This is a genomic window from Azospirillum sp. B2RO_4 (genome assembly GCF_051124815.1).
In the GTDB taxonomy this organism is placed as follows: Bacteria; Pseudomonadota; Alphaproteobacteria; order Azospirillales; family Azospirillaceae; genus Azospirillum.
This window is the reverse complement of record NZ_CP118488.1, coordinates 522,303-545,474: the sequence shown is the minus strand read 5'-3', so window position 1 is coordinate 545,474 and position 23,172 is coordinate 522,303. Positions and strand designations below refer to the sequence as shown.

General features: G+C 68.4%; 19 protein-coding genes. 12 read left to right on the top strand and 7 right to left on the bottom strand.

All coding sequences use genetic code 11. The features are described 5' to 3' along the window. Positions 1-349 precede the first annotated feature (349 nt). Positions 350-2,617, top strand: a complete 2,268-nt coding sequence (locus PWS46_RS23055; RefSeq protein WP_434623526.1) for a PAS domain S-box protein — start codon at positions 350-352, stop codon at positions 2,615-2,617. On the opposite strand, the gene PWS46_RS23050 is transcribed toward PWS46_RS23055, so the two are convergent. From PWS46_RS23050 to PWS46_RS23040, 3 genes are all read right to left on the bottom strand, one after another. Then, on the bottom strand, positions 2,608-3,690 hold the full coding sequence (locus PWS46_RS23050) for an AbrB family transcriptional regulator (RefSeq protein WP_434623189.1): 1,083 nt from the start codon (positions 3,688-3,690) through the stop codon (positions 2,608-2,610). The two genes, PWS46_RS23055 and PWS46_RS23050, sit on opposite strands and share 10 nt — an antisense overlap. 109 nt (positions 3,691-3,799) lie before the next feature. Further along, on the bottom strand, positions 3,800-5,161 hold the full coding sequence (locus PWS46_RS23045; RefSeq protein ID WP_434623188.1) for a methyl-accepting chemotaxis protein: 1,362 nt from the start codon (positions 5,159-5,161) through the stop codon (positions 3,800-3,802). A gap of 184 nt (positions 5,162-5,345) precedes the next feature. Continuing rightward, the gene (locus tag PWS46_RS23040; RefSeq protein WP_434623187.1) at positions 5,346-5,963 is read right to left on the bottom strand and encodes a TetR/AcrR family transcriptional regulator; all 618 of its coding nucleotides are present in this window, start codon (positions 5,961-5,963) and stop codon (positions 5,346-5,348) included. Between the two features lie 191 nt (positions 5,964-6,154). Here PWS46_RS23040 and PWS46_RS23035 point away from each other — a divergent pair, with 191 nt between their 5' ends. After that, positions 6,155-7,738, top strand: a complete 1,584-nt coding sequence (locus PWS46_RS23035; RefSeq protein WP_434623186.1) for a fatty acyl-CoA synthetase — start codon at positions 6,155-6,157, stop codon at positions 7,736-7,738. After that, positions 7,735-9,495, top strand: a complete 1,761-nt coding sequence (locus PWS46_RS23030; RefSeq protein WP_434623185.1) for an acyl-CoA dehydrogenase — start codon at positions 7,735-7,737, stop codon at positions 9,493-9,495. Before PWS46_RS23035 ends, PWS46_RS23030 begins: the two co-directional genes overlap by 4 nt. A gap of 7 nt (positions 9,496-9,502) precedes the next feature. Here PWS46_RS23030 and PWS46_RS23025 read toward each other — a convergent pair whose 3' ends face one another. Further along, on the bottom strand, positions 9,503-9,964 hold the full coding sequence (locus tag PWS46_RS23025) for a DUF4126 domain-containing protein (RefSeq protein WP_434623184.1): 462 nt from the start codon (positions 9,962-9,964) through the stop codon (positions 9,503-9,505). A 29-nt stretch (positions 9,965-9,993) separates the two neighbouring features. Then, entirely contained in the window at positions 9,994-11,466 is a 1,473-nt protein-coding gene (locus PWS46_RS23020; protein ID WP_434623183.1) for an aldehyde dehydrogenase family protein, read from the bottom strand. A 63-nt stretch (positions 11,467-11,529) separates the two neighbouring features. Here PWS46_RS23020 and crtI point away from each other — a divergent pair, with 63 nt between their 5' ends. Genes crtI through PWS46_RS22995 form a run of 5 tightly spaced genes read left to right on the top strand, consistent with a single transcriptional unit; the run spans position 11,530 to position 17,724 of the window. Beyond that, the gene (crtI, locus tag PWS46_RS23015; RefSeq protein ID WP_434623182.1) at positions 11,530-13,083 is read left to right on the top strand and encodes a phytoene desaturase family protein; all 1,554 of its coding nucleotides are present in this window, start codon (positions 11,530-11,532) and stop codon (positions 13,081-13,083) included. After that, positions 13,080-14,618, top strand: coding sequence for a phytoene desaturase family protein (locus tag PWS46_RS23010; RefSeq protein ID WP_434623181.1), 1,539 nt, complete (start codon positions 13,080-13,082; stop codon positions 14,616-14,618). The genes crtI and PWS46_RS23010 overlap by 4 nt, the downstream gene beginning before the upstream one ends. A gap of 30 nt (positions 14,619-14,648) precedes the next feature. After that, positions 14,649-15,464, top strand: coding sequence for a lysophospholipid acyltransferase family protein (locus PWS46_RS23005; RefSeq protein ID WP_434623180.1), 816 nt, complete (start codon positions 14,649-14,651; stop codon positions 15,462-15,464). Further along, complete coding sequence (locus PWS46_RS23000) at positions 15,461-16,615, top strand: glycosyltransferase (protein ID WP_434623179.1); 1,155 nt, start codon at positions 15,461-15,463, stop codon at positions 16,613-16,615. Before PWS46_RS23005 ends, PWS46_RS23000 begins: the two co-directional genes overlap by 4 nt. Further along, positions 16,612-17,724 carry a sulfotransferase family protein gene (locus PWS46_RS22995; RefSeq protein ID WP_434623178.1) on the top strand — a complete coding sequence of 371 codons (1,113 nt, stop codon included), beginning with the start codon at positions 16,612-16,614 and terminating at the stop codon, positions 17,722-17,724. Before PWS46_RS23000 ends, PWS46_RS22995 begins: the two co-directional genes overlap by 4 nt. A gap of 4 nt (positions 17,725-17,728) precedes the next feature. On the opposite strand, the gene mazG is transcribed toward PWS46_RS22995, so the two are convergent. Then, the gene (gene mazG, locus PWS46_RS22990) at positions 17,729-18,538 is read right to left on the bottom strand and encodes a nucleoside triphosphate pyrophosphohydrolase (RefSeq protein WP_434623177.1); all 810 of its coding nucleotides are present in this window, start codon (positions 18,536-18,538) and stop codon (positions 17,729-17,731) included. 286 nt (positions 18,539-18,824) lie between these two features. After that, positions 18,825-19,202, bottom strand: a complete 378-nt coding sequence (locus PWS46_RS22985; RefSeq protein WP_434623176.1) for a hypothetical protein — start codon at positions 19,200-19,202, stop codon at positions 18,825-18,827. A gap of 202 nt (positions 19,203-19,404) precedes the next feature. Between PWS46_RS22985 and PWS46_RS22980 the strand changes: the two genes are divergently transcribed. The 4 genes from PWS46_RS22980 to PWS46_RS22965 all read left to right on the top strand — a co-directional run bounded on the left by PWS46_RS22980 (position 19,405) and on the right by PWS46_RS22965 (position 23,158). After that, complete coding sequence (locus PWS46_RS22980; RefSeq protein WP_434623175.1) at positions 19,405-19,857, top strand: MarR family winged helix-turn-helix transcriptional regulator; 453 nt, start codon at positions 19,405-19,407, stop codon at positions 19,855-19,857. A gap of 91 nt (positions 19,858-19,948) precedes the next feature. Beyond that, a complete protein-coding gene (locus PWS46_RS22975; protein WP_434623174.1) occupies positions 19,949-20,866 on the top strand; it encodes an efflux RND transporter periplasmic adaptor subunit in 918 nt (305 codons plus the stop codon). 10 nt (positions 20,867-20,876) lie between these two features. Continuing rightward, on the top strand, positions 20,877-22,952 hold the full coding sequence (locus PWS46_RS22970) for an FUSC family protein (RefSeq protein WP_434623173.1): 2,076 nt from the start codon (positions 20,877-20,879) through the stop codon (positions 22,950-22,952). Next, entirely contained in the window at positions 22,949-23,158 is a 210-nt protein-coding gene (locus PWS46_RS22965; protein ID WP_109151982.1) for a DUF1656 domain-containing protein, read from the top strand. Before PWS46_RS22970 ends, PWS46_RS22965 begins: the two co-directional genes overlap by 4 nt. Positions 23,159-23,172 lie beyond the last annotated feature (14 nt).

The following is a 23,172-nucleotide window of genomic DNA, read 5'->3' as shown; positions in this document are numbered from 1 at the left end:
AGCGGGCCCGGGATCGGGCATGAGGGGGGAACCAAGGATACGTCCAGCGGATGCAGGGGTGCAACGGCCCTGCGGGTACCCGGCAGGCCATCGGACTAGCCAAGCGGCCGATTGAACGGAATAGCCAAAAAACGTATTTAGACGAAGACGTCGCATCGGGACGCACCGACGGAGATATGCCTTGCCCCCCAGCGACATCGGCACCGGACAAGATTTGTCGTTGCGGGACACCGTCGTGGGCTCTCTCATCGCCGACTTCGATTGGTCGAGCACATGCCTCGGGCCGATCGAGAGCTGGGCAGGCAGCCTGAGAACGATTGTCGACCTGATCGTTCATTCTCCGATCCCGATGGTGCTGATGTGGGGTCCGGAACACCGGATGATCTACAATGACGGATACGCCCTGATCGCCGGCGGCAAGCATCCGCAGGCACTGGGCGGCACCGTGCCGGGCATTTGGCCGGAGATCTGGGACTGGAACCGCCGGATTCTGGAGAAGGGTTTCCGGGGAGAGGTGCAGACCCACACCGGACATCTCTTCATGCTGGAGCGCAACGGCCCGCCGGAGGAGGTGTGGTGCGACCTGTTCTACAGCCCGGTGCCGGACGAGACCGGACGGGTGGCCGGCGTGCTGTGCACCGTCATCGAGACGACGGATCGCGTGAAGGCAATGCAGGCCACCGAGCGGAGCGAGGCCCGCCTTCGCCGCACGCAGGAGGCCGGGCAGGTCGGGGGCTTCGAACTGGACCTCACCACCTATCGGGTTGAAGGTTCCGACATGTTCTTCGACCTGTGGGGACTGTCGCCCATGAAGTCGGCACCGTCTTCGCTGTTCCGCGATCTGGTTCATGCGGATGATCGCTGGATGGCGGCCGATGCCTTTCGCGGCGACGAGAAGGGGCCGCAACTGTTCGCGGAATACCGGATTCGCCGCGCCGACAGCGGGGAGGAGCGCTGGATCGCCCGGCGGGCCAGCATCGAATACGATGCCGATGGCCGGCCGGCCCGGCTGGTCGGAACCCTGCACGACATCACCGATCTGAAGCGGGCGGAGATAGCGCTCCGCCGTCTGAACGGCGAACTCGAAGAGCGCGTTTCCCAGCGCACCCGCGAACGCGACCGCATCTGGACGGTGTCGCAGGACCTGCTGTGCGTGGCGGATGCGAGCGGTACGATCATCAGCGTCAACCCGGCCTGGACCCGCACGCTCGGCTGGGAGGAGGAGGAGATCGTCGGCCGCCGTACCCGGTGGATGGAGCATCCCGACGATCACAGCCGCACGGCGGCGGAATTGACGCGGCTGGCGAAGGGTGTGACCACGCTGCGTTTCGAGAACCGGTTCCGCTGCAAGGACGGCGGCTATCGCTGGCTGTCCTGGACCGCGGTCCCGGCGGAGGGGTTGCTCTATTGCGTCGCGCGCGACGTCACCGCGGAACGGGATCGCGATGCCGAGTTGGAGCATGCCCGCGACCTGCTGCGCCAGAGCCAGAAGATGGAGGCCATCGGCCAGCTGACCGGCGGCATCGCCCATGACTTCAACAACCTGCTGCAGGCGGTGTCCGGCTGTCTGCAGATGATCGGCCGGCGCGCCGGCCTGCAGCCCGGCATTCCGCCGCTGCTCGACGCCGGGCGGCAGGCGGTGGACCGCGGCGCGCGTCTGGTCCAGCAGTTGATGGCCTTCGCCCGCAAGCAGAGCCTGCGCCCCGAACCGTTCGACCTGCGCAACCGCCTGCTGGGCATGAACGGGCTGCTGGAACGCGCCTTGCGCGCCGACATCCACGTGTCGATGGAACTGGCGCCCGGCCTGTGGGGGGCCGAGGCCGATCCGGTTCAGTTCGAACTCGCCATGCTGAACCTTGCGGTCAATGCGCGCGACGCCATGCCGGGCGGAGGCCGGCTGATCGTCTCCGCCGCGAACGTGACTTTCGAAGACCGCACGCCCGAGGGGTTGTGCGGCGACTTCGTCCGCGTCCGCGTGTCCGATACCGGAACCGGCATGTCACCCGACATCGCCGCCCGGGTCTTCGAGCCCTTCTTCACCACCAAGGAGGTGGGCAAGGGAACCGGGCTCGGTCTGTCGCAGGTCTATGGCTTCGCCCGCCAATCAGGCGGTACGGCATCGGTGGAAAGCCGGCCGGGGGAGGGGACGGTCGTCACCCTGCTGCTTCCGCGGGCGCAATTGGACGCCATGGAACCCGGCATCGTTGCCGAGCGCGCGACATCGCCCGGACAGGGTGTCCGCATTCTGCTGGTTGAGGACGATCTGGTGGTGGCGCCGGTGGTCAGCGCGGCGCTGACCGACATGGGCTATGCCGTCGCCCATGCCGCGACCGGGCGCGAGGCGCTGGAACGCCTGCGCAATGGGGAGGCGGCGGACCTGCTTTGCACCGACGTGGTCATGCCGGGCAACCTCAACGGGGTGGAACTGGCGCGCGAGGCGCAGAAGCTGCGCTCCGGCCTGCCGGTGGTGCTGACCACCGGCTATGCCGAGGATGTCGGCGGCATGGACGGCTTCCGCGTGCTGGCAAAGCCCTATCGCATCGAAGATCTGGCCGCCGCCATCGAAGCCGAGCTGGTTGCGCACGCGGGCAGCGGACCCCGCAGGATTCAGGCGTAACGGGCGATCAGCCGGGCCATCGGCGGCCCGGACAGCACCACCACGAACAGCCGCAAGGTCTGCAGCGCCAGCACCAGCGGCAAATCCACGCCGGTGCCCAATGCGATCACCACCACGGAATCGAGCCCGCCCGGACTGGTGGCGAGGAACGCGGTCAGCGGGTCGGTCGGCAGCAGTGTGACAAGCACCCAGGCCGACAGGCTGCACAGCGCGATCATCAGCCCGGTCGACAGGAGCATCTGCGGCACGGCGCGCATCGCGTGGCGCAGTACCTCGCGGGTGAAGCGCAGGCCGATGCTCCAGCCGATGACGGTATAGGTGACCGTAAGCAGCAGGTGCGGCAGTTGCAGGGTCACGCCGGCGCCGGCCTGGACCAGCGCGCCCAGCACCATCGGCACGAGAAGCGCGCCGGAGGGAATGCGGAAGCGCTGGCCGATCCAGCCGCCCAGCCCGGCGACCAGCAGCGTCGCCGCCAGCCCGCGCAGGTCCAGCGCCTCCACCGGCGCCACCGGCAGGGCGCCGCCGTCCGGGGCGGCGGTCAGCGCGTGCGTGACCAGCGAGGCGCTGAGCACCACCAGAACCACGCGCAGATACTGCATCACCGCCACCAGCCGGGCGTCGGCCCCGTATTCCCCGGCCATGGCGACCATGGCGGCGGCGGCACCCGGCGACACGCCCCAGGCGGCGGTGGTGCCGGGCAGGCTGCCGTAGCGGACGAACAGCCAGCCGACGATGCCGCTGACCACCACCGTCAGCCCGACGGTCCCCAGCATCAGCGGCCAGTTCCGCGCGATGGACAGCAGGATCGACGCGGTGACGGCGTGCGCGACGAGGCAGCCGATGATCGCCTGGGCCATGGTGAAGCCCGACGGCGGCACCCGGATGGAGGCTCCGCCGACGCCGAGCGCAATGGCTCCGATCATCGGCCCGATCAGCCAGGCGGCCGGCAACCCGACCGCTTCCAGTCCCAACGTCACCGCGGCCGACAGGGCGAGCAGTCCCGCCCATTGCGCCATCGCCCGCGCGCGGAGCTTCGGCCAGCCCCCCTCAGCCCCGTGCCTTGTCCAGACCACGAACTCTTACCTGTACAAATGATTTGCGTCCCCGGCATGCTGCCTGCCGCCGGCCATGCCCGTCCAGCAGGTGAACGGGCGCGGCAGCCATGCGCGGCGGGTGCGCAGATCAGCGGGCGGTGCGGATGCGGGTCAGGAAATCACCGACGCCGCGGTTCAGGTCGTCCGCCTGCCGGTGCAGCAGGCCGGCGGCGGCCAGCACCTCCTGGGCGATGCCGCCGGTCTCCGACGAGGATTGCGTCACCTGACCGATGGAATCGGTGACACGGCGGGTGCCGACCGCGACCTCCTGCACGTTCCGGGTGATTTCCTGGGTCGCGGCGGTCTGCTGCTCCACCGTGGCGGCGACGGTGGTGACGATCTCGTTGATGTGGGTGATGGTGCGGCCGACCGCGTGGATCGCCTCGGCGGCATTGCCGGCGGCGCTCTGCATGCCGGCGATCTGGCTGGAGATGTCCTCCGTCGCCTTGGCGGTCTGGTTGGCGAGGTGCTTCACCTCGTTGGCGACGACGGCGAAGCCCTTGCCCGCCTCGCCGGCCCGCGCCGCCTCGATTGTAGCGTTCAGCGCCAGAAGGTTGGTCTGGCTGGCGATGTTGCTGATCAGCTTGACCACGTCGCCGATGCGCTTGGCCTCCTCGACAAGCCCGCTGACGGTGCTCTTCGTCCGCTCCGCCTCATCGACCGCGGAGGAGGAGATGCGGGACGATTCCGTGACGTGGCGGCTGATGTCGGAGATGGAGATGGAGAGCTGTTCGGTCGCCGCGGCCACCGTCTGCATGCTGGCCGAGGTGACCTCGGTTTCCGACGCCACGTCGGAGGAGCGGCGGCTGGTGCTGCTGGCGATTTCCGACATGCGCTGGGCATGGGCCTGCATCTGGTTGGAGGCGGCGACCGTGCCCTCCACGATGCCCTTCACGCTGTCCTCGAAAGTACCGGCGAGCCGGTCGAGCGTGGCGCGCTTGCTCTCCTCCTCCGCTGCCTGATAGGTCTCGAGAAGCAGCTCTATGTCGAACCAAGCGATCTTGTTAAGCGTCTCCAGTTGGGCGGCGCGGGTTCGGCGGGCGGCGGCACCGAACAGGTTGGCGGCAAGACCGTCATCGCCGCCGGTCAGGCCAAGCTCACGGGCGATATTGGAACTGACGATGTAATGGCAGATCGACACCGCGTAGGCCGGAACGCCGTTCCGATAGAACAGGGTCGCGAGCCGCTTTGCGGATTCGGTGAACTCCGCATCGATCCGGCCGGACGCCGCCCGCGTCCAGTGATCCAGACGGGCGGCGTGCACGTCGGGCTGCTTCAGCGCCGCCTGGATCTCCGGCCAGGCGTCGAAATGCTTGTGCCACTCGTCAAGAAGCGCGGGGAGCCGCCGCTCCGCGAATTCGCGGTTGCCCCGCAGCCGGGCCAGATCGTCATCTGTGATGGAGAAGGTGGCAAGACGCTTCGCCTGCGCATCTGTCAGCTTGACGGTCATGATTTTGGACGATCCTTGGTTCAGGTGCCTCTCAAGGATCGTTCTACGCAAACTTGGCCGTTGCGGATTGCCGGCAAACGGTCGCGGATGACCCCTTTTTCTTCATACCCAGATATGCGTAGGAGGTAGTTCAGCGGCCGATCATAGACGTGTCGATTCCAACGATTCCCGCACTTCCGGCCTATCATTCAGGCCGCGGGCGCAGGCCGTTCAGCAGCAGGGCGATGGATTGGCGGGAGATCTCCGCCGGGTCCAGGTCGCCGTCCGGACGATACCAGCGCGCGACCCAGCTGAGCGCACCCGACAGGGTGAAGGCGGCGATCTTCGGATCGCAGGGGGCGATGCTGCCTTCTGCGATGCCACGCTCGATCAGGCTGCGGAATTTCAGGTCGATGCGGCGCTTCAGACCGCGCAGGGTGCGGCGGCTCTCCTCGGTCAGCGGCTCCTCGCCGACGCGGATCACGCACATACCGAAATCCATGGTGACGATGCCGACATAAGTGGTCATCACCGCCACCAGCTCGTCATAGGCGCTGCCGCCATGGCCGATCATTTCGCTTGATGCGTTGTCGAGCAGTTCCAGCCCGATCCGCACGCACTCGAACAGGATCTCTTCCTTGTTCTTCACGTAATAATAGATGGTCGGCTTGGTGACGTTCAGCCGGCGGGCGATGTCATCCAGCGAGGTGGCGTGGTAGCCAAGCTCGTTGAACGCCTGCGCCGCGGTTCGCAGCACGGCGACCCGCTTTTCCTCGCGCTCGCTGCGGCGGTCGGCGGCAGTCTTCCATGGCGAGTCCGACATGCGGCGCAGGCTCCCTTCGCTCAATTCCCAAAACCACTCCCCGGGGCTTCCCGGCCCCCCGCTTTCCCACTTGCCGGTGCCGATGTCCAGGGGCAGCTTTTGTCCGTTGGTTAAGCAAACTTGTTTCCGATCCTACTTTCAAGTAACTTTGGTTCCCAGCAGTAAAAATGAAGAATACCGGGAGGACACGCATGCCTATGGACGTTGCGAACAACGCGATCGCCGCAGCGCGCGGCATCAGCATCGGCGGCGCTCTGGCGCGGGCGGCGCGGCGGCATGGCGGCCGTATCGCACTCCGCTTCGAGGGGCGGGAGTGGAGCTTCACCGACCTGCACACCGCCGCGAAGCGGGTGGCGCGGCGGTTCACCGACATGGGCCTGAAGCGGGGAGACCGGGTCGCGGCCTTCGGGCGCAATTCCGACGCCTATGTCGTGGCGTGGCTGGGCTGCGCGGTCGGCGGCTTCATCCATGTGCCGGTCAATTACGCCCTGACGGGGGAGGAACTGTCGTACATCCTGACCCAGTCCGGCGCGCGGATGGTGCTGCACGACGCCGATCTCGCCGGTCCTCTGGCCGATGCCGGTGACGCCGCGCGGCTGGAATGGACCGGGACGCTGGCCGCCGGCAGCGGCGAGTTGGACGTGCTGGCCATCGCGCAGGATGCCGGCGCATCGGCGGACATCGAGGTGGTGGTGGATGCCGACACGGTGGTCCAGCTTCTCTACACCTCCGGCACCACGGCGGCGCCGAAGGGCGCGATGATGACCCACGGCAGCCTGCTGGCGGAGTATGAAAGCGCGATCCACGACTGCCGCTTCGCCGAGAGCGACCGGGCGTTGGCGGCGCTGCCGCTCTACCATTCGGCGCAGATGCATGTCTTCCTGATGCCGCAGTTGATGGTCGGCGCCACCACGCAGCTGATCCAGGCCCCGGCACTGAAGCAGTGCCTGGAACTGATCGAGGCGCACCGGATCACCTCCTTCTTCGCGCCGCCCACCGTATGGGTCGGGCTGCTGCGCCATGCCGATTTCGACGCGCATGATCTGGGATCGCTGGGAAAGCTCTATTACGGCGCCTCGATCATGCCGGTTCCGGTGCTGCAGGAGCTTCGCCGGCGCCTGCCCAACGCCCGTGCCTTCAACTGCTACGGCCAGAGCGAGATCGGTCCGCTCGCCACCGTGCTCTCGCCGGAAGAGCACGAGGAACGCCCCGCCTCCGCCGGCCGCCCGGTGCTGAATGTCGAGACGCGGGTGGTCGATCTGGATATGAACGATGCGCCGCCGGGCACCCATGGCGAGATCGTCCACCGCTCCCCCCAGCTGATGGTCGGCTATTGGGACAAGGAGCGTGAGACGGAGGAGGCTTTCCAGGGCGGCTGGTTCCATTCCGGCGACGTCGGCTATCTGGACGAGGCCGGCTATCTCTACATCGTCGACCGCATCAAGGACGTCATCAACACCGGCGGCGTGGTGGTCGCCAGCCGCGAGGTGGAGGAGGCGATCTACACGCACCCCGCCGTCGCCGAGGTCGCGGTGGTGGCTCTGCCCGACCCGAAATGGATCGAGGCGGTGACCGCCTTCGTCGTGCTGCGCAGCGGCCAGAGCGTGGACGCGGAAGGGCTGATCGCCCATTGCCGCGGCCATCTGGCGCCCTTCAAGCTGCCCAAGCAGGTGCATTTCGTCGACACCCTGCCGCGCAACACCGCCGGCAAGCTGCTGAAGCGCGAACTCCGCCGCGCCTATGGCGAATCCGTGGGCAGCGAGACCGCCGCATGAGCGCTTATGAACCGCCGCTGCAATCCGTCCGCTTCCTCGTCAACGAGGTGCTGAAGGCTCCCGACGCGCTTGCCGCAGCGGGTTGGGAGGACGCGACGCCCGACCTGCTCGACGCGGTGCTGGCCCAGGCCGGGCGGCTGGCAGTGGACGTGCTGCTGCCGCTCGACCGTTCCGGCGACGAGGAGGGAGCGCGGGTCGAGGGCGACGGCGTGCGCATGCCCGCCGGCTTCGGCGAGGCGTGGCGGCATTGGCGCGAGGGCGGTTGGAACGGGCTGGCCGGCGACCCGGACTATGGCGGGCAAGGGATGCCGGCGTTGCTCGACACGCTGGTGACGGAGATGGTCTGCGCGGCGAACCTCGCCTTCAGCATCACCCCCGGCCTGACCCAGGGCGCCATCCGGGCGCTCGCCGCCCATGGCGACGCGGCGGTGAAGGAGCGCTGCCTGCCGCCGATGCTGGCCGGCGACTGGACCGGTGCCATGGCGCTGACCGAACCGCAGGCCGGCACCGACCTGGGGCTTCTGCGCACGCAGGCCGTGCCGGTGGGCGACGGCAGCTACCGGCTGGCCGGGCAGAAGATGTTCATCTCCTCGGCCGACCATGACCTGACCGGGAATCTCGTGCATCTGGTGCTGGCCCGCCTGCCCGATGCACCGCCGGGCACCCGCGGCATCAGCCTGTTCGTGGTGCCGAAGCGCCTGCCCGATGGCGCCCGCAACGGTTGGTCGGTGCTGTCGGTCGAACGCAAGATGGGGCTGCACGCCTCGCCCACCTGCGTGGTGTCCTATGACGGGGCCGTCGGCTGGATGGTGGGAGAACCGCACCGCGGGCTCGCCGCCATGTTCACGATGATGAATCACGAACGGCTGTTCGTCGGCATCCAGGGTATCGGCGTGGGGGAGCGCGCAGCGCAGGCGGCCCTGGCCTATGCGCGGGAACGCGTACAGGGCAGGACGCCCGGCGGAGGTGATGGCGACCCGATCCTGCATCATCCCGACGTGCGGCGGATGGTGCTGACCGCCCGCGTGCTGACCGATGCCGGACGGGCGCTCGCCGGATGGGTGGCGCTGTGGCTCGACCGCGCCGCCAAGGATCCGTCTCTGGCGGAGGAGGCGGAGGATTGGGCGGCGCTGCTGACGCCGGTGGTGAAGGCCGCTGGCACCGACTTCGGCTTCGAGGCGGCGGTGCTGGCCCAGCAGGTGATGGGCGGCCACGGCTATATCCGCGACAACGGCGTCGAGCAGCTGGTCCGCGACGTGCGGGCGACGCAGATCTATGAGGGGACCAACGGCGTCCAGGCGCTCGACCTCGTGCAGCGCAAGCTGGGTCTGCATGGCGGCCGGCCGCTGAAGCGGATGCTCAACGCGGTGGAGGATGCCGCGGCGACGCTGGCCGACGATCCGGCGACCGGCGACTTGGCTGAGCCATTGCGAAGTGCTGCCGACCGGCTGCGCGGCTTGGCCGGCTGGCTGCGCCAGGAGGGGCGCGATCCGCGAGACGGGGCGGCTGGGGCGACCGACCTGCTGCGGCTGACCGCGCTGGTCGCCTATGGCTGGATGTGGGCTCTGACCGCCTCTGCCGCGGCCCGGCGACCGGACGGCTACGACCCGGTGTTCCTCGATGCGCGCATCGGATTGGCCCGCTTCCACATGACCCGTCTGCTGCCCGAGACCGCCATGCTGGAGGCACGCATCCGCAACGGCTATGCCGGGTTGGATGCGGGACTGTCCGACCGGCTGGAGGGCGTCGACGGATAGAGATCCGTCACGCCGCCGCGACGATCAGTACGGCCGCGACCAGCGCCACCGCGTCTTCAATCAGGGCAGCGGGGCGGTCGCGGCCGAAAGCGGCGGCCATCCGCATGCGCATCGCATGGCCGAAGAGCGTGCCTGCGACGGCGCCGATGCCGCCGGCGACCAGTCCGCCGACCCAGAATCCGGCATTCGCCCCGATGGCGGCCCCGGCGATGGCTCCGCCGGCGATGCGGCTGGCGAAGGGGAAGGGCAGCTTGCGGCTGGGAGTGGTCGGCAGCTTGTCGACGATCAGCTCCACCACCGCCAGGGCGGTGAAGACCCAGGGCGACACCGGGTGCGCCAGGAAGAACAGCCAGCTTCCCGACAGGTCGAGCCAGCCGCCATAGGCACCCCAACTGACGGCAGCCGGAGCGAGCAGCGTGCGCGAACCGGAGACGGCACCGATCAAAAAGGCGAAGATCAAGGCAAGCATTCTGTCATCCACCGTCAAATACAGAATCGTCAAATACGGGATCGTCCACGCACCGCCTGCACCATCCGCCGGATCGCATCGGTTCGGGTACCGGGGCCGCCATGGAACAGGCGCAGGGCCGCCAGTATCAGCGCGTCGTCGCCCTCGCGCGGAGCGTCGAGATGCGGGCGCAGCCGCCCCCTGCGCACCGAGACGGTCTTCACCTGCGTCATCTCCAGCAGCCCTTCGGCCCCGCGCGTGACGCCCCAGCCGCTGGCATGCCGTCCGCCGAAGGGCAGGCGCGGGTCGGCGGTCGGCACGATCAGGTCATTGATCGTCACCGTCCCGGCATCGATCCGTCCCGCCAATTCACGGGCCTGCGCCACCGGTCCGAAGACCGACGCCCCCAGCGCGTAGGGGCTGCGCGCCGCCGCCTCCAGCGCCTCCCCCATGTCCCGAACCGGGACCAGCGACAGGACCGGGGCGAAAATCTCCTCGCGCAGCAACGCCATGCCGGGCCGTGCGTCGGCAAGGATCAGCGGTGTCATGGCGGGGTGCTCCTCCGTCGGCACAATCCCCAGCGCACGCGCCCCCTCCGCCACCGCATCGCGCGCCAGGGTGGCGAGCCGGCGTCTCACCGGCAGGGAAACCGGCACCGGCGGAATCGCGGCGACCTGCCCCACGAGAGCATCCTCCAGACCTGCCGCCATCCCTTGCGGAACGAAGACCCGGCGGGGGGCGATGCATGTGGCGGAGCCGTTGAGCCGCAGGCCGAAGGACAACGCGCGGGCGACCTGCTCGACCTCCGCACCCGGCAGAACGAAGACGGCGTCGTTGCCCGACAGCTCCATCGTCGAGGGCACCAGATGGCGGCCGAGAAGTTCCGCCACCGCCCGGCCGGTGTCGGCGGATCCGGTCAGCACCAGCTTGTCGATGCCGGCCGCGATGGCTTCTGCGACCGCCCCGGCGGACTCGTCCAGCACCCGGAACAATCCCGGCGGCAGACCGGCCTCCGTGAGCCATTCCCCCAGCAGGACCATCGGCGCGCCGCAACCCGGCGCCGGCTTGACCAGCACCCGGTTGCCGGCCGCCAGCGCCTGGACCGCCTGCACGCCCGGCAGCAGCAGCGGGTAGTTGGACGGCCCGACGATCAGCACCCTGCCAAGCGGCTCCCGCCGCACCTCCGCCTCCACGCCGAACAGCCAGACCGGGCGCCCGCGCCGTCCCAGCCGCCTGGGTGCCAGCAGGCCGGCCGCCTCGCGTTCCAGGAACCGGCAGGCCTCCGCCAGCGGCAGGATTTCGGCACTGACGCTCTCTGCGGCACATCGGCCCGGCCGTGATTCCAGTGATCGCACGAGCCTTTCGGCATCGGCCGCGATCCGGTGGCGAAGTCCGCGAATAACCGAAAGTCGTAGCGAAATGCCTTGGGCGCTCCACGCCGTGTATTCGGCGGACGAGCGGCATTTTTCATTTCTTACCGAAAGGGTTACGACATCAGGAGGGGGACTGTTGTTGCGATCCATTTTCGACCCGGCTTCGTAACCATCACGACAGAGTTCGGCAGCGCAGGAGCGTTTGGCAAGCGCATGGAACGACAAGTCGTGATCATCGGCGCGGGACCGGGTGGATTGGCATCCGCGATGCTCCTGGCGCTTACGGGTGCGAAGGTGACGGTGCTGGAACGGCAGGACCGCATCGGCGGCCGGTCGGCAGGCTTCTCGATGGATGGATACCGCTTCGACAGCGGCCCCACCTTCTTCCTCTATCCCCGCATTCTGGAGGAGATCTTCGAGGCCTGCGGTCGGCGTTTGTCGGACGAGGTCGACCTGATCCGCCTCGACCCGCTCTACCGGCTGGTGTTCGAAGGCGGCGGCGAACTGCGCGTCCAGGCCCAGATGTCGGCGCTGATGGCGGAGATCGCCAAGCTCAGCCCGCAAGATGCCGAAGGACTGCCGCGTTTCCTGGCCGACAATCGGGAGAAGATGGAGCGCTTCCGCCCGGTCCTCGAATCCGACTTCTCAAGCCCCTGGGCATTGGCCTCGCTGCCGATGCTGAAGGCGCTGGGCCGGCTGTCGCCGCACCGGTCGGTGGACCGCGACCTGTCCCGCTACTTCCAGGACCCGCGCATCCGCCTCGCCTTCTCGTTCCAGAGCAAATATCTGGGCATGTCGCCCTTCCGCTGCCCCAGCCTGTTCACCATCCTGTCGTTCCTGGAGCATGAACATGGCGTCTTCCATCCCCGTGGCGGGACGGAGGCGGTGATGGAGGCGATGCGCCGCGTGGCGGAAAGCCTGGGCGTCACCGTGCGGCTGAACGAGACGGTGCGCCACATCAAATTCCAGGGCCGCCGCGCCGTCGGCGTGCGGACCGAGGCCGGTGACTATCCCGCCGACGCGCTGGTCATCAATGCCGACTTCGCGCGGGCGATGACGACGCTGGTGCCCGACGACCTGCGCCGGCGCTGGAGCGACGCCCGCCTCGCCACCAAGAAATTCTCCTGCTCCACTTTCATGCTGTATCTCGGCATCGAGGGGAAGGTGGACGGGCTGGACCACCACACCGTCTATCTGGCGGAGGATTACGCCCGCAACCTCGCGGAGATCGAGGAATGCCGGGAACTGCCGCGCCGCCCGTCGATTTACGTGCAGAACGCCTGCGTCACCGATCCGCAGATGGCGCCACCCGGCGGCAGCACGCTCTACATTCTGGTGCCGGTCGGCCACCAGCGCGGCCACATCGACTGGAAGGCGGAGGCGCCGCATTTCCGCCGGCTGGTGCTCGACCGGCTGGCCGGCTTCGGGCTCGGCGATCTGGAGCGTCGCATCCGGGTGGAGCGGGTGGTGACCCCGGCCGACTGGGAAAGCCGGTTCGCCATCCATCGCGGCGCCACCTTCAATCTGGCGCACAGTCTGGACCAGATGCTGCACCGCCGGCCGCGCAACCGGTTCGAGGACCTGGACGGCGTCTATCTGGTGGGCGGCGGCACCCATCCCGGCAGCGGATTGCCGGTCATCTTCGAAGGCGCACGCATCACGGCGCGGCTGCTGGCCCAGGAACTGGGCCTGCCGACGCCCTGGCGCACAAAGACCATGGGTTTGTCCGGCATGCTGCGGCAGGCCGTTGCAGGGGGAATGGCATGACGGATCGGATCGCGGTGATCGGCGGAGGCCTGGGCGGGCTGGCGGCGGCGGTGGTGCTGGCGGCGCGCGGGCACAAGGTGACCCTGCTGGAAAAGAACGGCTGGGTCGGCGGCAAGGCGGCGGTGCTGGAGGACAGCGGCTTCCGCTTTGACATGGGGCCGACCATCCTGACGGTGCCGCGCGTCCTGCGCCGCATCCTGGAAGAGGCCGGCTGCGACCTCGACCGCGAATTGGAGATGGTGCGGCTGGAACCGCAATGGCGCTGCTTCTTCGACGACGGCACGGTGCTGGACCTGTCGGAGAATGTCGGGACCATGGCGGCCGAACTGGACCGGCTGGCACCCGGCAGCGGAGCGGGGGAGGGCTATCGCCGCTTCCAGGCAATGTCGGAACGGCTGCATGGCATCTCCGAACGCTTCTTCTTCTGGAAATCGGTGGAGGATCTGGGCGACACGCTGAACTTCCGCAACAGCTTCAACGCCAGCACCCTGTCGGACGTGCTGGCCCTGCGCATGGGCAGCACGGTGGCTGGCACCATCCGCAACCATGTGCCGGATGCGCGGGTGGCGCAGATGCTGGACCATTTCACCCAGTATGTCGGCTCCTCCCCCTACGGTTCGCCGGCGGTGCTGTGCGCCATCGCCCATATGCAGACCAACGACGGCGTCTGGTACCCGATGGGCGGCACCCGCGCCGTTCCGGCGGCCCTGGAACGGGTCGCGGGGCGGCTCGGCGTCGACATCCGCACCAACACCGGCGTCCGCCGCCTGCAGGTGGAGCGCGGGCGCGTTGTCGCGGTCGAGACCGACGGCGGCGAGCGCATCCCGGTCTCCGCCGCGGTCTCGAACATGGATTCCGTCCGGACCTATCAGGAACTGGTCGGCGGGCAGCCGGCCAAGCGGTTCGCCAAACGCCGCAGCTACGAGCCGGCCTGTTCCGGCGTGGTGTTCTATCTGGGGCTGGACCGCGCCTATGATCATCTGCTGCACCACGACTTCGTCTTCTCCCGCGATCCGGAGGAGGAGTTCGACTGGATTTATGGCCAGGGGGAGCCGGCGCCCGACCCGACCTGCTACATCGCCGCCCCGGCCCGCACCGAACCCGGCGTCGCGCCAAGGGGTGGGGAGGCGCTGTATGTGCTGGTCCACACCCCCTATCTGCGCCCGCGCCATGACTGGAGCCGCATGCTCCCGGCCTATCGCCGGGTGGTGTTCGACAAGTTGAAGCGCACCGCCGGCATGCCCGATCTGGAGGACCGCATCCGGGTGGAACATGTGCTGACGCCCCAGGACATCCACGACCGCTACAATGTGCTGAACGGCGCCATCTACGGCTTGGCGAGCCATGGCCGCTTCATGGGGGCCTTCAAGCCCGGCAACCGCTCGCGCGATGTGGAGGGGCTGTATCTGGCCGGCGGGGCCGCCCATCCGGGGCCGGGCATGCCGATGGTGCTGATGTCGGGCTGGATCGCCGCCGACAGCCTGGACCAAGACCTGCGCGGCGCCAAGGCTGACGCCACTCGCGCCGTGGCCTGACGGAAGGCGGCGGGAGGCATGGCGGAAAGGATGACCGACGATCCGGTTGCGTTACGGTCGCGGCTGCTCTGCTGGTTCTTCGGCGGAGTGATGGCCCGGCGCTTGCGGCGCGGCTTCCATGCGGTGCGGCTGGCGCGGCCGGGCTGGCCGGTGCTGCCGGCGGGCCGGCCGGTCATCGTCTATCTGAACCATCCGTCCTGGTGGGATCCCGCCCTGCTGATCGTGATGGGGACCACCCGGTTCCGCGGCCGGCCGGGCTTCGGGCCGATCGACGCGGAGATGCTGCGACGCTACCGCTTCATGCGCTGGATCGGCCTGTTCGGGCTGGAACCCGGCCGCAGCGGAGCCATCACCTTCCTGCGCACTGCCGAGCATATCCTGGCCGATCCGCGTGCGATGCTGTGGATCACGGCGGAGGGCGACTTCACCGATCCGCGCCGCCGCCCGGTGACCCTGCGACCGGGAATCGCCCATCTGGTCCGCCGCATGCCCTCGGCCCTGGTGGTGCCGCTGGCGGTCGAATACCCGTTCTGGGACGAACGCACGCCGGAGGCTCTGCTCCGCTTCGGCGAGCCGATGGAGGCCGCCTGCTTCGCCGACCTGCCGGTGCCGGAAATCGCGGCGGGTCTGGAAGGGCGGCTGGAGGCGGTGATGGACCAGCTGGCGCTCGACGCGCAAAGCCGCGACCCGGCGCGCTTCCTGACGCTGATCGAGGGTACGGTGGGGATCGGCGGGGTTTACGACCTGTGGCGCCGGGCGCGGGCCTGGGCCGGCGGACAGGCTTTCTCCGCCGCACACAGCGATGGACCGAGGCGGATGCCGCAGCGGGAGGTGAAACGGCCATGAGCAGCATCATCGACCTGATCGCCGGGCTGTCGCTGGTTCTGGCTCTGCTGCCGCTGGGGCAGGGAATCTTCAACCTGTATCTCTATCGTCGTCCGACCGCCGCCCCGCCGCTGGGCACCGCCGTCAGCATCCTGATCCCTGCCCGCAACGAGGAAGCCGGCATCGCTGCCGCGGTCGATGCGGCGCTGCTCAGCCGCGGCGTCGAAGTGGAAGTCGTGGTGCTCGACGACCACTCCACCGACCGCACGGCGGACATCGTCCGCAGCATCGCCGCCCGCGACCCGCGCGTGAGACTGGAGCCCGCACCGCCGCTGCCGCCGGGCTGGTCGGGCAAACAGCATGCCTGTCAGGTGCTGGCATGTCTGGCGCGCCATCCTGTGCTGCTGTTCCAGGATGCCGACGTGCGGCTCTCCCCCGCCGCCGCCCGGCTGACCAGCGGCGCCCTGCTGTCGGGCGGAGACGGTCTGGTCAGCGGCTTCCCGCGCGAGGAGACCGGGACACTGGCCGAGGCGCTGGTGATCCCGCTGATCCATGTCCTCCTGCTCGGCTACCTGCCGATGGCGGGAATGCGGCGCTCCACCGACCCGCGCTTCGGCGCTGCCTGCGGCCAACTGATCGCGGTGAGGAAGGAGGCCTATCTTGCGGCCGGCGGCCATGCCGCCATCGCCGCCTCGCTGCATGACGGGGTGACTTTGCCGCGGGCTTTCCGCCGGGCCGGGCAGGGGACCGACCTGTTCGACGCCACCGGCCTTGCCCGCTGCCGGATGTATCGCGGCTGGCGCGAGGTGTGGTCCGGCTTCTCCAAGAACGCGACGGAGGGGATGGCGACCCCGGCGGCCCTGCCGGTCTGGACCCTGCTGCTGTTCGGCGGCCATGTGATGCCCTGGGTCCTGCTGGGCTGGGCGGCTCTGCACCCGATGCCCGTGGCGGCGGTCGTCCTGGCCGGGCTGGCGGCGGCGGCCGGGCTGATTTTCCGCCTGCTGTTGGCCGTCCGCTTCCGCCAGAGCGTCGTTGGCGCCCTGATGCACCCGCTCGGAATCCTCATCATGCTGGCGATTCAATGGTCGGCGCTGCTGCGCGCCCGCCTTGGAAAGCCGGCCGAATGGCGGGGCAGGGCCTATCCGGCCGGGCCGGGACCGGACGCGCCATGACCCCCTGGCTGCGCCGCAATGGCCACCGCATCTTCCACCCGTTGGCGGGAGCCGACGCCGTCACTCTGGCGGCCGTTCTGCGCGACGGCGGCGGTGTCGGGCCGCTGCACCTGCACCGCGTCGCGACCGCGGTGGGGGCCGCCGCTATCCGCGCGCCGCTCGACCTGCTGGAGCAGCGGCGGGTGAAGCGGCTGAGGCGGCAGGGCAGGGCCGCAGGGCCACCGCCGCTGTTCATCCTCGGCCACTGGCGCAGCGGCACCACCCATCTGCTGAATCTGCTGGCGCAGGACCCGCGCTTCGCCGCCCCAGATCCGCTGGCGGTCGGCCTGCCCTGGGGCTTTCTGGGCCTGAGTTCCTTCTGGCGGTCCCGGCTGGAGGAATGGCTGCCGCCCGACCGCATCATCGACGCCATGCCGGTCGACCCCACCTCCCCGCAGGAGGACGAACTGGCCCTGGCGCTGATGCAGCCGCTGTCCTACTACCACGGCATCTTCTTCCCCAAGCATCTGCGACGCGCCTTCCGCGGGGGCGTGCTGTTCGAGGATTGCCGCCCGGAGGCCGTCGACCTGTGGCGCCGCCGGATGGACCTCTACCTGACCAAGATGCAGATCTATTGCGGCGGCCGGCGCCTGCTGATCAAGAATCCGGCCCATACGCCCAAGCTGGCGGAACTGCTGGCCCTGCGCCCCGACGCGGTCTTCGTCCACATCCACCGCGACCCCTACGAGGTCTTCAGTTCCACCCGCCGAATGCTGCTGACCCTGCTGCGGGAGTTCTCGCTGCAATCCTACGATCCGCAGGCCGTGGACGGGCTGGTGTTGGATCTCTATCCGGCGATGATGGCGCGGTTCGATCGCGACCGGGCGCTGCTGCCGCCCGGCCGGCTGGTGGAAATCCGCTATGACCGCTTCGTCGCCGATCCGCTGGAGACGCTGGGAGAGATCTATGACGGGCTTGAACTCGGCCCGTTCGAACCGGTGCGGCCGCGGGTGGAGCGCTACCTCGCCGAGGTGCGCGACTACCGCCGCGCCCGTCACGATCTGGAGGATCCGGCCCGCAGCGCCGTGCGCCGGCGCTGGGCCTTTGCCTTCGACCGCTGGGGCTATTGAGTCGTCAGACTTCGCCGCGTTCCTCGCGCTTTGCCTGCTGCCACAGCGATTCCATCTCGTCCAGCGTGGCATCCTGCGGCTTGCGCCCCACGGCCGACAGCAGCGCTTCGATGCGGTGGAAGCGGCGTTCAAACTTGGCGTTGGTACCGCGCAGCGCCGCTTCCGGCTCCACCTTCAGCCGGCGGGCGAGATTGACCAGCGCGAACAGCAGGTCACCCAACTCGTCGGCCACCCGTTCCTGAGCCGAACCAGCGTCCATTTCCGCCCGCAACTCGTGCACTTCCTCCTCGATCTTGTCGAGGATGTCGCGGGCATCCGTCCAGTCGAAGCCGACGCGCGCCGCACGGTTCTGCAGCTTCAGCGCGCGGGTCAGCGCCGGCAGTCCGGCGATCACGCCCTCCAGAGCCGACGGCGCCCGGCCTTCCTCGGCCGCCTTCGCCGCGCGCTCGGCCGCCTTGTGGTCCTCCCAGCGCGAGGTCTGCTGGTCCGACGATTTCACCTCTTCCGGTCCGAAGACGTGGGGGTGACGGCGGATCATCTTGTCGGTGATGACGCCGGCCACCTCGTCGAAGTCGAACAGCCCTTCCTCGCGCGCCATCTGGCTGTAATAGACGACCTGGAACAGCAGATCGCCCAACTCCTCGCGCAGGGCGACCTTGTCGTCCTTCTCGATGGCGTCGGCGACCTCATAGGCCTCTTCGATCGTGTGCGGCGCGATGGAGCGATAGGTCTGCTCCAGATCCCACGGACACCCGCCGTCGGGATTCCGCAGCCGCGCCATCACGTCGAGCAGCCGGTCGATGTTGCGGGTCATGTCGTGCCGTCTCCGAGTGCGGGGAGGGGAAAGTCCGCGACGATAGCGGACGGGCGGTGGCGGGGGAAGTTTCGCGGCACCGGCACTGACATTCCTACTTTGCGGGCACCGCTTAGACGCATAACTTTCGTTATGGAAATTGCTTGTCCGGACGGTTGAGGTCGGCTTGATCCAAGTCTCACAAGGCGCTACTGTATTCCGCAGGGCGTTGACGTGAATTGTTGCGATACCGGGTAGCCTTCGGGTCCGCTGGGGTGCTTCGCTCCCAGGTCAACTCCCTGTCCCTTCAGAGTTTCAACGCTTGCCTGACCAAGCTTCCCTTTATGGGGAAGTCAATCACCTGCTTCTTGCGCATTCGGTGCAAGGACGAAAGGTAGACCTCATTCAGATTGCTGGTCACCTTGAGAATGGCACAGCGCCATACTCCATGGAGATGAGCAACTACAACATGTTTATCGCGGTCGGTCCGAACCTCTCCTCTATCTAGAATTTCTTGAAGATGATCGAAGTCTTCACTTGTCCATCGATGCTTCTCATGGGAATCGCGGGTGTCGGATGAGAGAAGCACGCGCGTCGTCTTCGCCTTCAGATGCGTCTGTATATCAAGCGGCAGCTTGGCGACCACGATCACGCCGGACGCATCTCCCTCCAAAAAGTCCTTCACGCCAACCGGTCCCCAGCACGGTATTCCGGCGTGACGCTAGCGCAGCCGACGGAGAGGCGAAAGCCCACGCCTGCATACAACCGCGCGACAAATGGCCCATCCTTCTCCTTCCGCAACGCAGCAATCCAGCCATGCGGCAAGCGGGACCGCAGGCGCACCCTGCCCCCTTGCCGAAATTAGATAGCAAACCTATTAAATAGGGATGCTACAAGATAAGCCTCTGCGCCTTCCGCCCAATTTCGGCCTGCACCTGTTCCGCGCCTCCCATTTGTGGCGGCGGGCGGCAAACAAGGTCCTGGCGGACAGCGGGTTTTCCACCTCGGCCATTGCGCCGCTGATGCTGCTGGCCGAACTCGGCGACGGGCTGCGGCAGCGCGAACTGGCGGAAGAGATGGCGGTGGAAGGCCCGTCGCTCGTCCGTCTGCTCGACGGGCTGGAAACGGCTGGGCTGCTTGAACGGCGCGAGGATGCCTGCGACCGCCGGGCGAAGACCCTGCATATGACCGACGCAGGCCGTCTTCTGCTGGTTCAGGTGAACGAGGCTTTGAACGACGTCCGCCAGCGGTTGATGGCAGAAACGACGGAGGCCGACGTCGAGGCCTGCTATCGCGTGCTTTCCGTCATCGAGGCCAATGCCAAGCGTGAACAGACTTGACCGCGGAGCGTTACCGGAGCAGCGCCACGGCCGGGACCGGCCGCGCTGCGCCTCCGGTCGCATCGCCCGCGGTGATCGAGGAATCCAGACCGTGACATTTCTTCCTTCCTTCCGGGCCATGGCCCGGATCGCAGTGACCCTGCTGGTGACCGTGGCGGCGGTCGGCGGCGGACTGTGGCTGTGGGATTACTACATGAACGAGCCCTGGACCCGTGACGGCCGCGTCCGCGCCGACATCGTCCAGATCTCCTCCGACGTCGCCGGTCTGGTGACCGACGTGCGGGTGTCCGACAACCAGCTGGTCCACAAGGGCGAGGTGCTGTTCGTCGTCGATCCCGGCCGCTATCGGCTGGCGGAGGAGCAGGCGCAGGCCAACCTCGACAGCGCCAAGGCCGAATTGGCCTATCGCACCGCCGAGGCGCACCGGTACGAGCAGCTTGGCAACAACGTCGTCTCCACCGCTCAGCGCCAGGAGGTGATGTCGGCGATGGCCAAGGCCGCCGCCGCCGCAAAGCAGGCTGAGGCCGCACTCGATCTCGCCCGCTTCAACCTCGGGCGCACGGAGGTGAGGGCGACCGTCGACGGCTATGTCACCAACCTGCAGATGAAGGCAGGCAATTACGTCGCCGCCGGGCAGGCGGTGGTGGCGCTGATCGACAGCCATTCCTTCTATGTGATGGGCTATTTCGAAGAGACGAAGCTGCCGCGCATCCATGTCGGCGCTCCCGTCTCTGTCCGGATCATGGGTGTGGGCACCGAACTGCACGGCCGGGTCGACAGCATCACCCGCGCCATCGTCGACCGCGACCGGGCGGAGGGCACCGGTCTGGTCGCCAACGTCAACCCGACCTTCAACTGGGTGCGGCTGGCCCAGCGCATCCCCGTGCGCATCGCCCTGGACGAGGTGCCCGAATCGCTTCAGCTGGTTGCCGGGCGCACCGCGACGGTGTCGGTGGTGGGCGCGCCCGACGGCACGCCGAAGGTCGCCCAGCTGCCGGCCGGGCAGTGAGCGCACGCCGATGCCCAAGGCCCCCACCCTCGACGAGCTGGTCTTTTCGCTGAAGTCCTTCGCGGCCTCCATGCTGGCGCTCTACATCGCCTTCGGCATGGGTCTGCCGCGTCCCTTCTGGGCGATGCTGACCGCTTATGTGGTGTCGAGCCCGCTGTCGGGCACCGTGCGGTCGAAGGCCGTCTATCGTGTCGCCGGCACGGTGGTCGGCAGCATCGCCGCCATCGTCCTGACGGTGGAACTGGTCAATGCGCCGGAACTGCTGTCGCTGGTGGTCGGGCTTTGGGTCGGCGGCTGCCTGTTCGTCTCGCTGCTGGACCGCACGCCGCGCAGCTACGCCTTCATGCTGGCGGGATACACCGTCGGGCTGATCGTCTTCCCGGCCGTCTCCAATCCGGAGGCGATCTTCGATACCGGATTGGCGCGGGTGGAGGAGATCATCCTCGGCATAGTCTGTGCCACCGTCATCCACAGCGTGATCCTGCCCCGCGGTATGGGGCCGGTGCTGCTCGGCAAGCTCGATGCCGCCCTGCGCGATGCGGAGCGCTGGACATTGGACGCTTTGGACGGCGCCGGAATGGACGCCCGCCTGCGCGACCGCCACAAGATGGCGACCGACCTGACCGAAATGCGGGTGATGACCACCCACTTGCCTTACGACACCTCCGACCTGCGCTGGATGACCCGGCCGATGCGGGCGTTGCAGGACCGGATGGTCTATCTGCTGCCGGTGCTGACCGCGGTGCAGGACCGGCTGATCGCGTTGCGTGGCCCGCATGGCGATCTGCCGGCCGACATGGCGCCGGTTCTGGCGGCGACGCGCGGCTGGATCGCTGCCGGCGCCGATGCCGACCCGGAGGAGGCCGGGCGGCTGATCGGCTGGCTCGACCGGCTGGAGGCGGATGAGGCGGGGCGCGCTTCGGCCGGCTGGCAGGCGGCGACACGCTTCAGCTTCATCCGGCGCCTGCGGTCGCTGGTGGAGATCCACCGTGACTGCCGGACCCTGCGGGCGCACATCGCGACCGGCGACCAGGACCTGCCCGACCATCTCGACCCGCTGGCCCGCAAGCGCTCGCGCGGCGTCTTCCATCTGGACCACGGCATGGCGGCATGGTCGGCGGCGGCGGCCCTGTTGGGCATCACCACCGTTTGCGCCTTCTGGATCCTGACCGGCTGGTCGTCGGGGTCGGCGGCGGCGATGATGGTGGCGGTCTTTACCTGCTTCTTCGCGTCCTTCGACGATCCGGTGCCGGGCATCCGCCTGTTCCTGGTCTACACGCTGGCCTCCATTCCGCTGTCGGCTTTCTATCTGCTGGTGGTGCTGCCATCCTTCGACAGCTTCCCCATGCTGGTGCTGTGCCTGGCGCCGACGCTGGTGACGCTGGGCGTCTTCGTCGCCCGGCCGGCGACGATGGGCAAGGCGATGGCGCTGATCTTCGGCGTCGGCGGTTCGCTCAGCCTGCTCGACACCGGCAATGGCGATTTCGCCTCTTTCCTGAACAGCAGCACCGGGCAGATCGTCGGCATCGTCACCGCGATGCTGGTCACCCGCATGTGCCGGTCGGTCGGCGCGGCCTGGAGCGCGCGGCGCCTGCTCCACATCGGATGGCGCGAGATCGCCGATCTGGCGCGGATGCGCGGGGTTCCGGCGAATGACGGCTTCGAAAGCCGCATGCTGGACCGTGTCGGGCTGCTGTCGGCCCGGCTGGCACAGGCGGGCGGAACGGTGGATGTCGACGCCATCGACGCGGTGCGCGACCTGCGGGTCGGGCTGAACGTGGTCGAGCTTCAGCGGGCACGCCCGGTTCTGGGGGTGGCCGGCGGGGCGGCTCTGGAGCGTCTGCTGCGTGGTGTCACCGATCATTTCCGCGCCCTGTCCGCCAAGCGGCCCGACCCGGCGCCGGCCGGGCTTCTTGACAGCATGGACGACCTGCTGTCGGCCATCGACGCCGCCCCGCCCTGCGCCGAGCGGGACCGCGCGGTGGTGGCGCTGGCCGCCCTGCGGCGCGCCCTGTTCCCGGACGCAGCCCTTGAGGCCCTCCCATCGACCCTTGAGCCGCTGCATCAGGAAAGGGCACGCGCATGATCGGTGAAATCGACGTCTACGGCCTGTTCCTGCCGCCGCTGCTGATCCTGGCCGTGGTGGCCTGGGCGGTATCGGCGCTGCTGCGCCGGGGTCTGCGCGCCATCGGCGCCTATGGCTGGGTCTGGCACGCGCCGCTGTTCGACTTCGCGCTCTATGTGCTGGTGCTGAGCGGCCTTGCCGGCCTGTGGTCGATCTGGTCGGCCTGAAATCGTCCACACCA

What these genes read in the sequence shown, in the direction of transcription:
- PWS46_RS23055 (WP_434623526.1), top strand. Translation starts at nt 350, where the DNA reads ATGGTGCTGATGTGGGGTCCGGAACACCGGATGATCTACAATGACGGA.
- PWS46_RS23045 (WP_434623188.1), bottom strand. Translation starts at nt 5,161, where the DNA reads ATGACCGTCAAGCTGACAGATGCGCAGGCGAAGCGTCTTGCCACCTTC.
- PWS46_RS23040 (WP_434623187.1), bottom strand. Translation starts at nt 5,963, where the DNA reads ATGTCGGACTCGCCATGGAAGACTGCCGCCGACCGCCGCAGCGAGCGC.
- PWS46_RS23035 (WP_434623186.1), top strand. Translation starts at nt 6,155, where the DNA reads ATGCCTATGGACGTTGCGAACAACGCGATCGCCGCAGCGCGCGGCATC.
- PWS46_RS23030 (WP_434623185.1), top strand. Translation starts at nt 7,735, where the DNA reads ATGAGCGCTTATGAACCGCCGCTGCAATCCGTCCGCTTCCTCGTCAAC.
- PWS46_RS23025 (WP_434623184.1), bottom strand. Translation starts at nt 9,964, where the DNA reads ATGCTTGCCTTGATCTTCGCCTTTTTGATCGGTGCCGTCTCCGGTTCG.
- PWS46_RS23020 (WP_434623183.1), bottom strand. Translation starts at nt 11,466, where the DNA reads ATGGATCGCAACAACAGTCCCCCTCCTGATGTCGTAACCCTTTCGGTA.
- crtI (WP_434623182.1), top strand. Translation starts at nt 11,530, where the DNA reads ATGGAACGACAAGTCGTGATCATCGGCGCGGGACCGGGTGGATTGGCA.
- PWS46_RS23010 (WP_434623181.1), top strand. Translation starts at nt 13,080, where the DNA reads ATGACGGATCGGATCGCGGTGATCGGCGGAGGCCTGGGCGGGCTGGCG.
- PWS46_RS23005 (WP_434623180.1), top strand. Translation starts at nt 14,649, where the DNA reads ATGACCGACGATCCGGTTGCGTTACGGTCGCGGCTGCTCTGCTGGTTC.
- PWS46_RS23000 (WP_434623179.1), top strand. Translation starts at nt 15,461, where the DNA reads ATGAGCAGCATCATCGACCTGATCGCCGGGCTGTCGCTGGTTCTGGCT.
- PWS46_RS22995 (WP_434623178.1), top strand. Translation starts at nt 16,612, where the DNA reads ATGACCCCCTGGCTGCGCCGCAATGGCCACCGCATCTTCCACCCGTTG.
- mazG (WP_434623177.1), bottom strand. Translation starts at nt 18,538, where the DNA reads ATGACCCGCAACATCGACCGGCTGCTCGACGTGATGGCGCGGCTGCGG.
- PWS46_RS22980 (WP_434623175.1), top strand. Translation starts at nt 19,405, where the DNA reads ATGCTACAAGATAAGCCTCTGCGCCTTCCGCCCAATTTCGGCCTGCAC.
- PWS46_RS22970 (WP_434623173.1), top strand. Translation starts at nt 20,877, where the DNA reads ATGCCCAAGGCCCCCACCCTCGACGAGCTGGTCTTTTCGCTGAAGTCC.
- PWS46_RS22965 (WP_109151982.1), top strand. Translation starts at nt 22,949, where the DNA reads ATGATCGGTGAAATCGACGTCTACGGCCTGTTCCTGCCGCCGCTGCTG.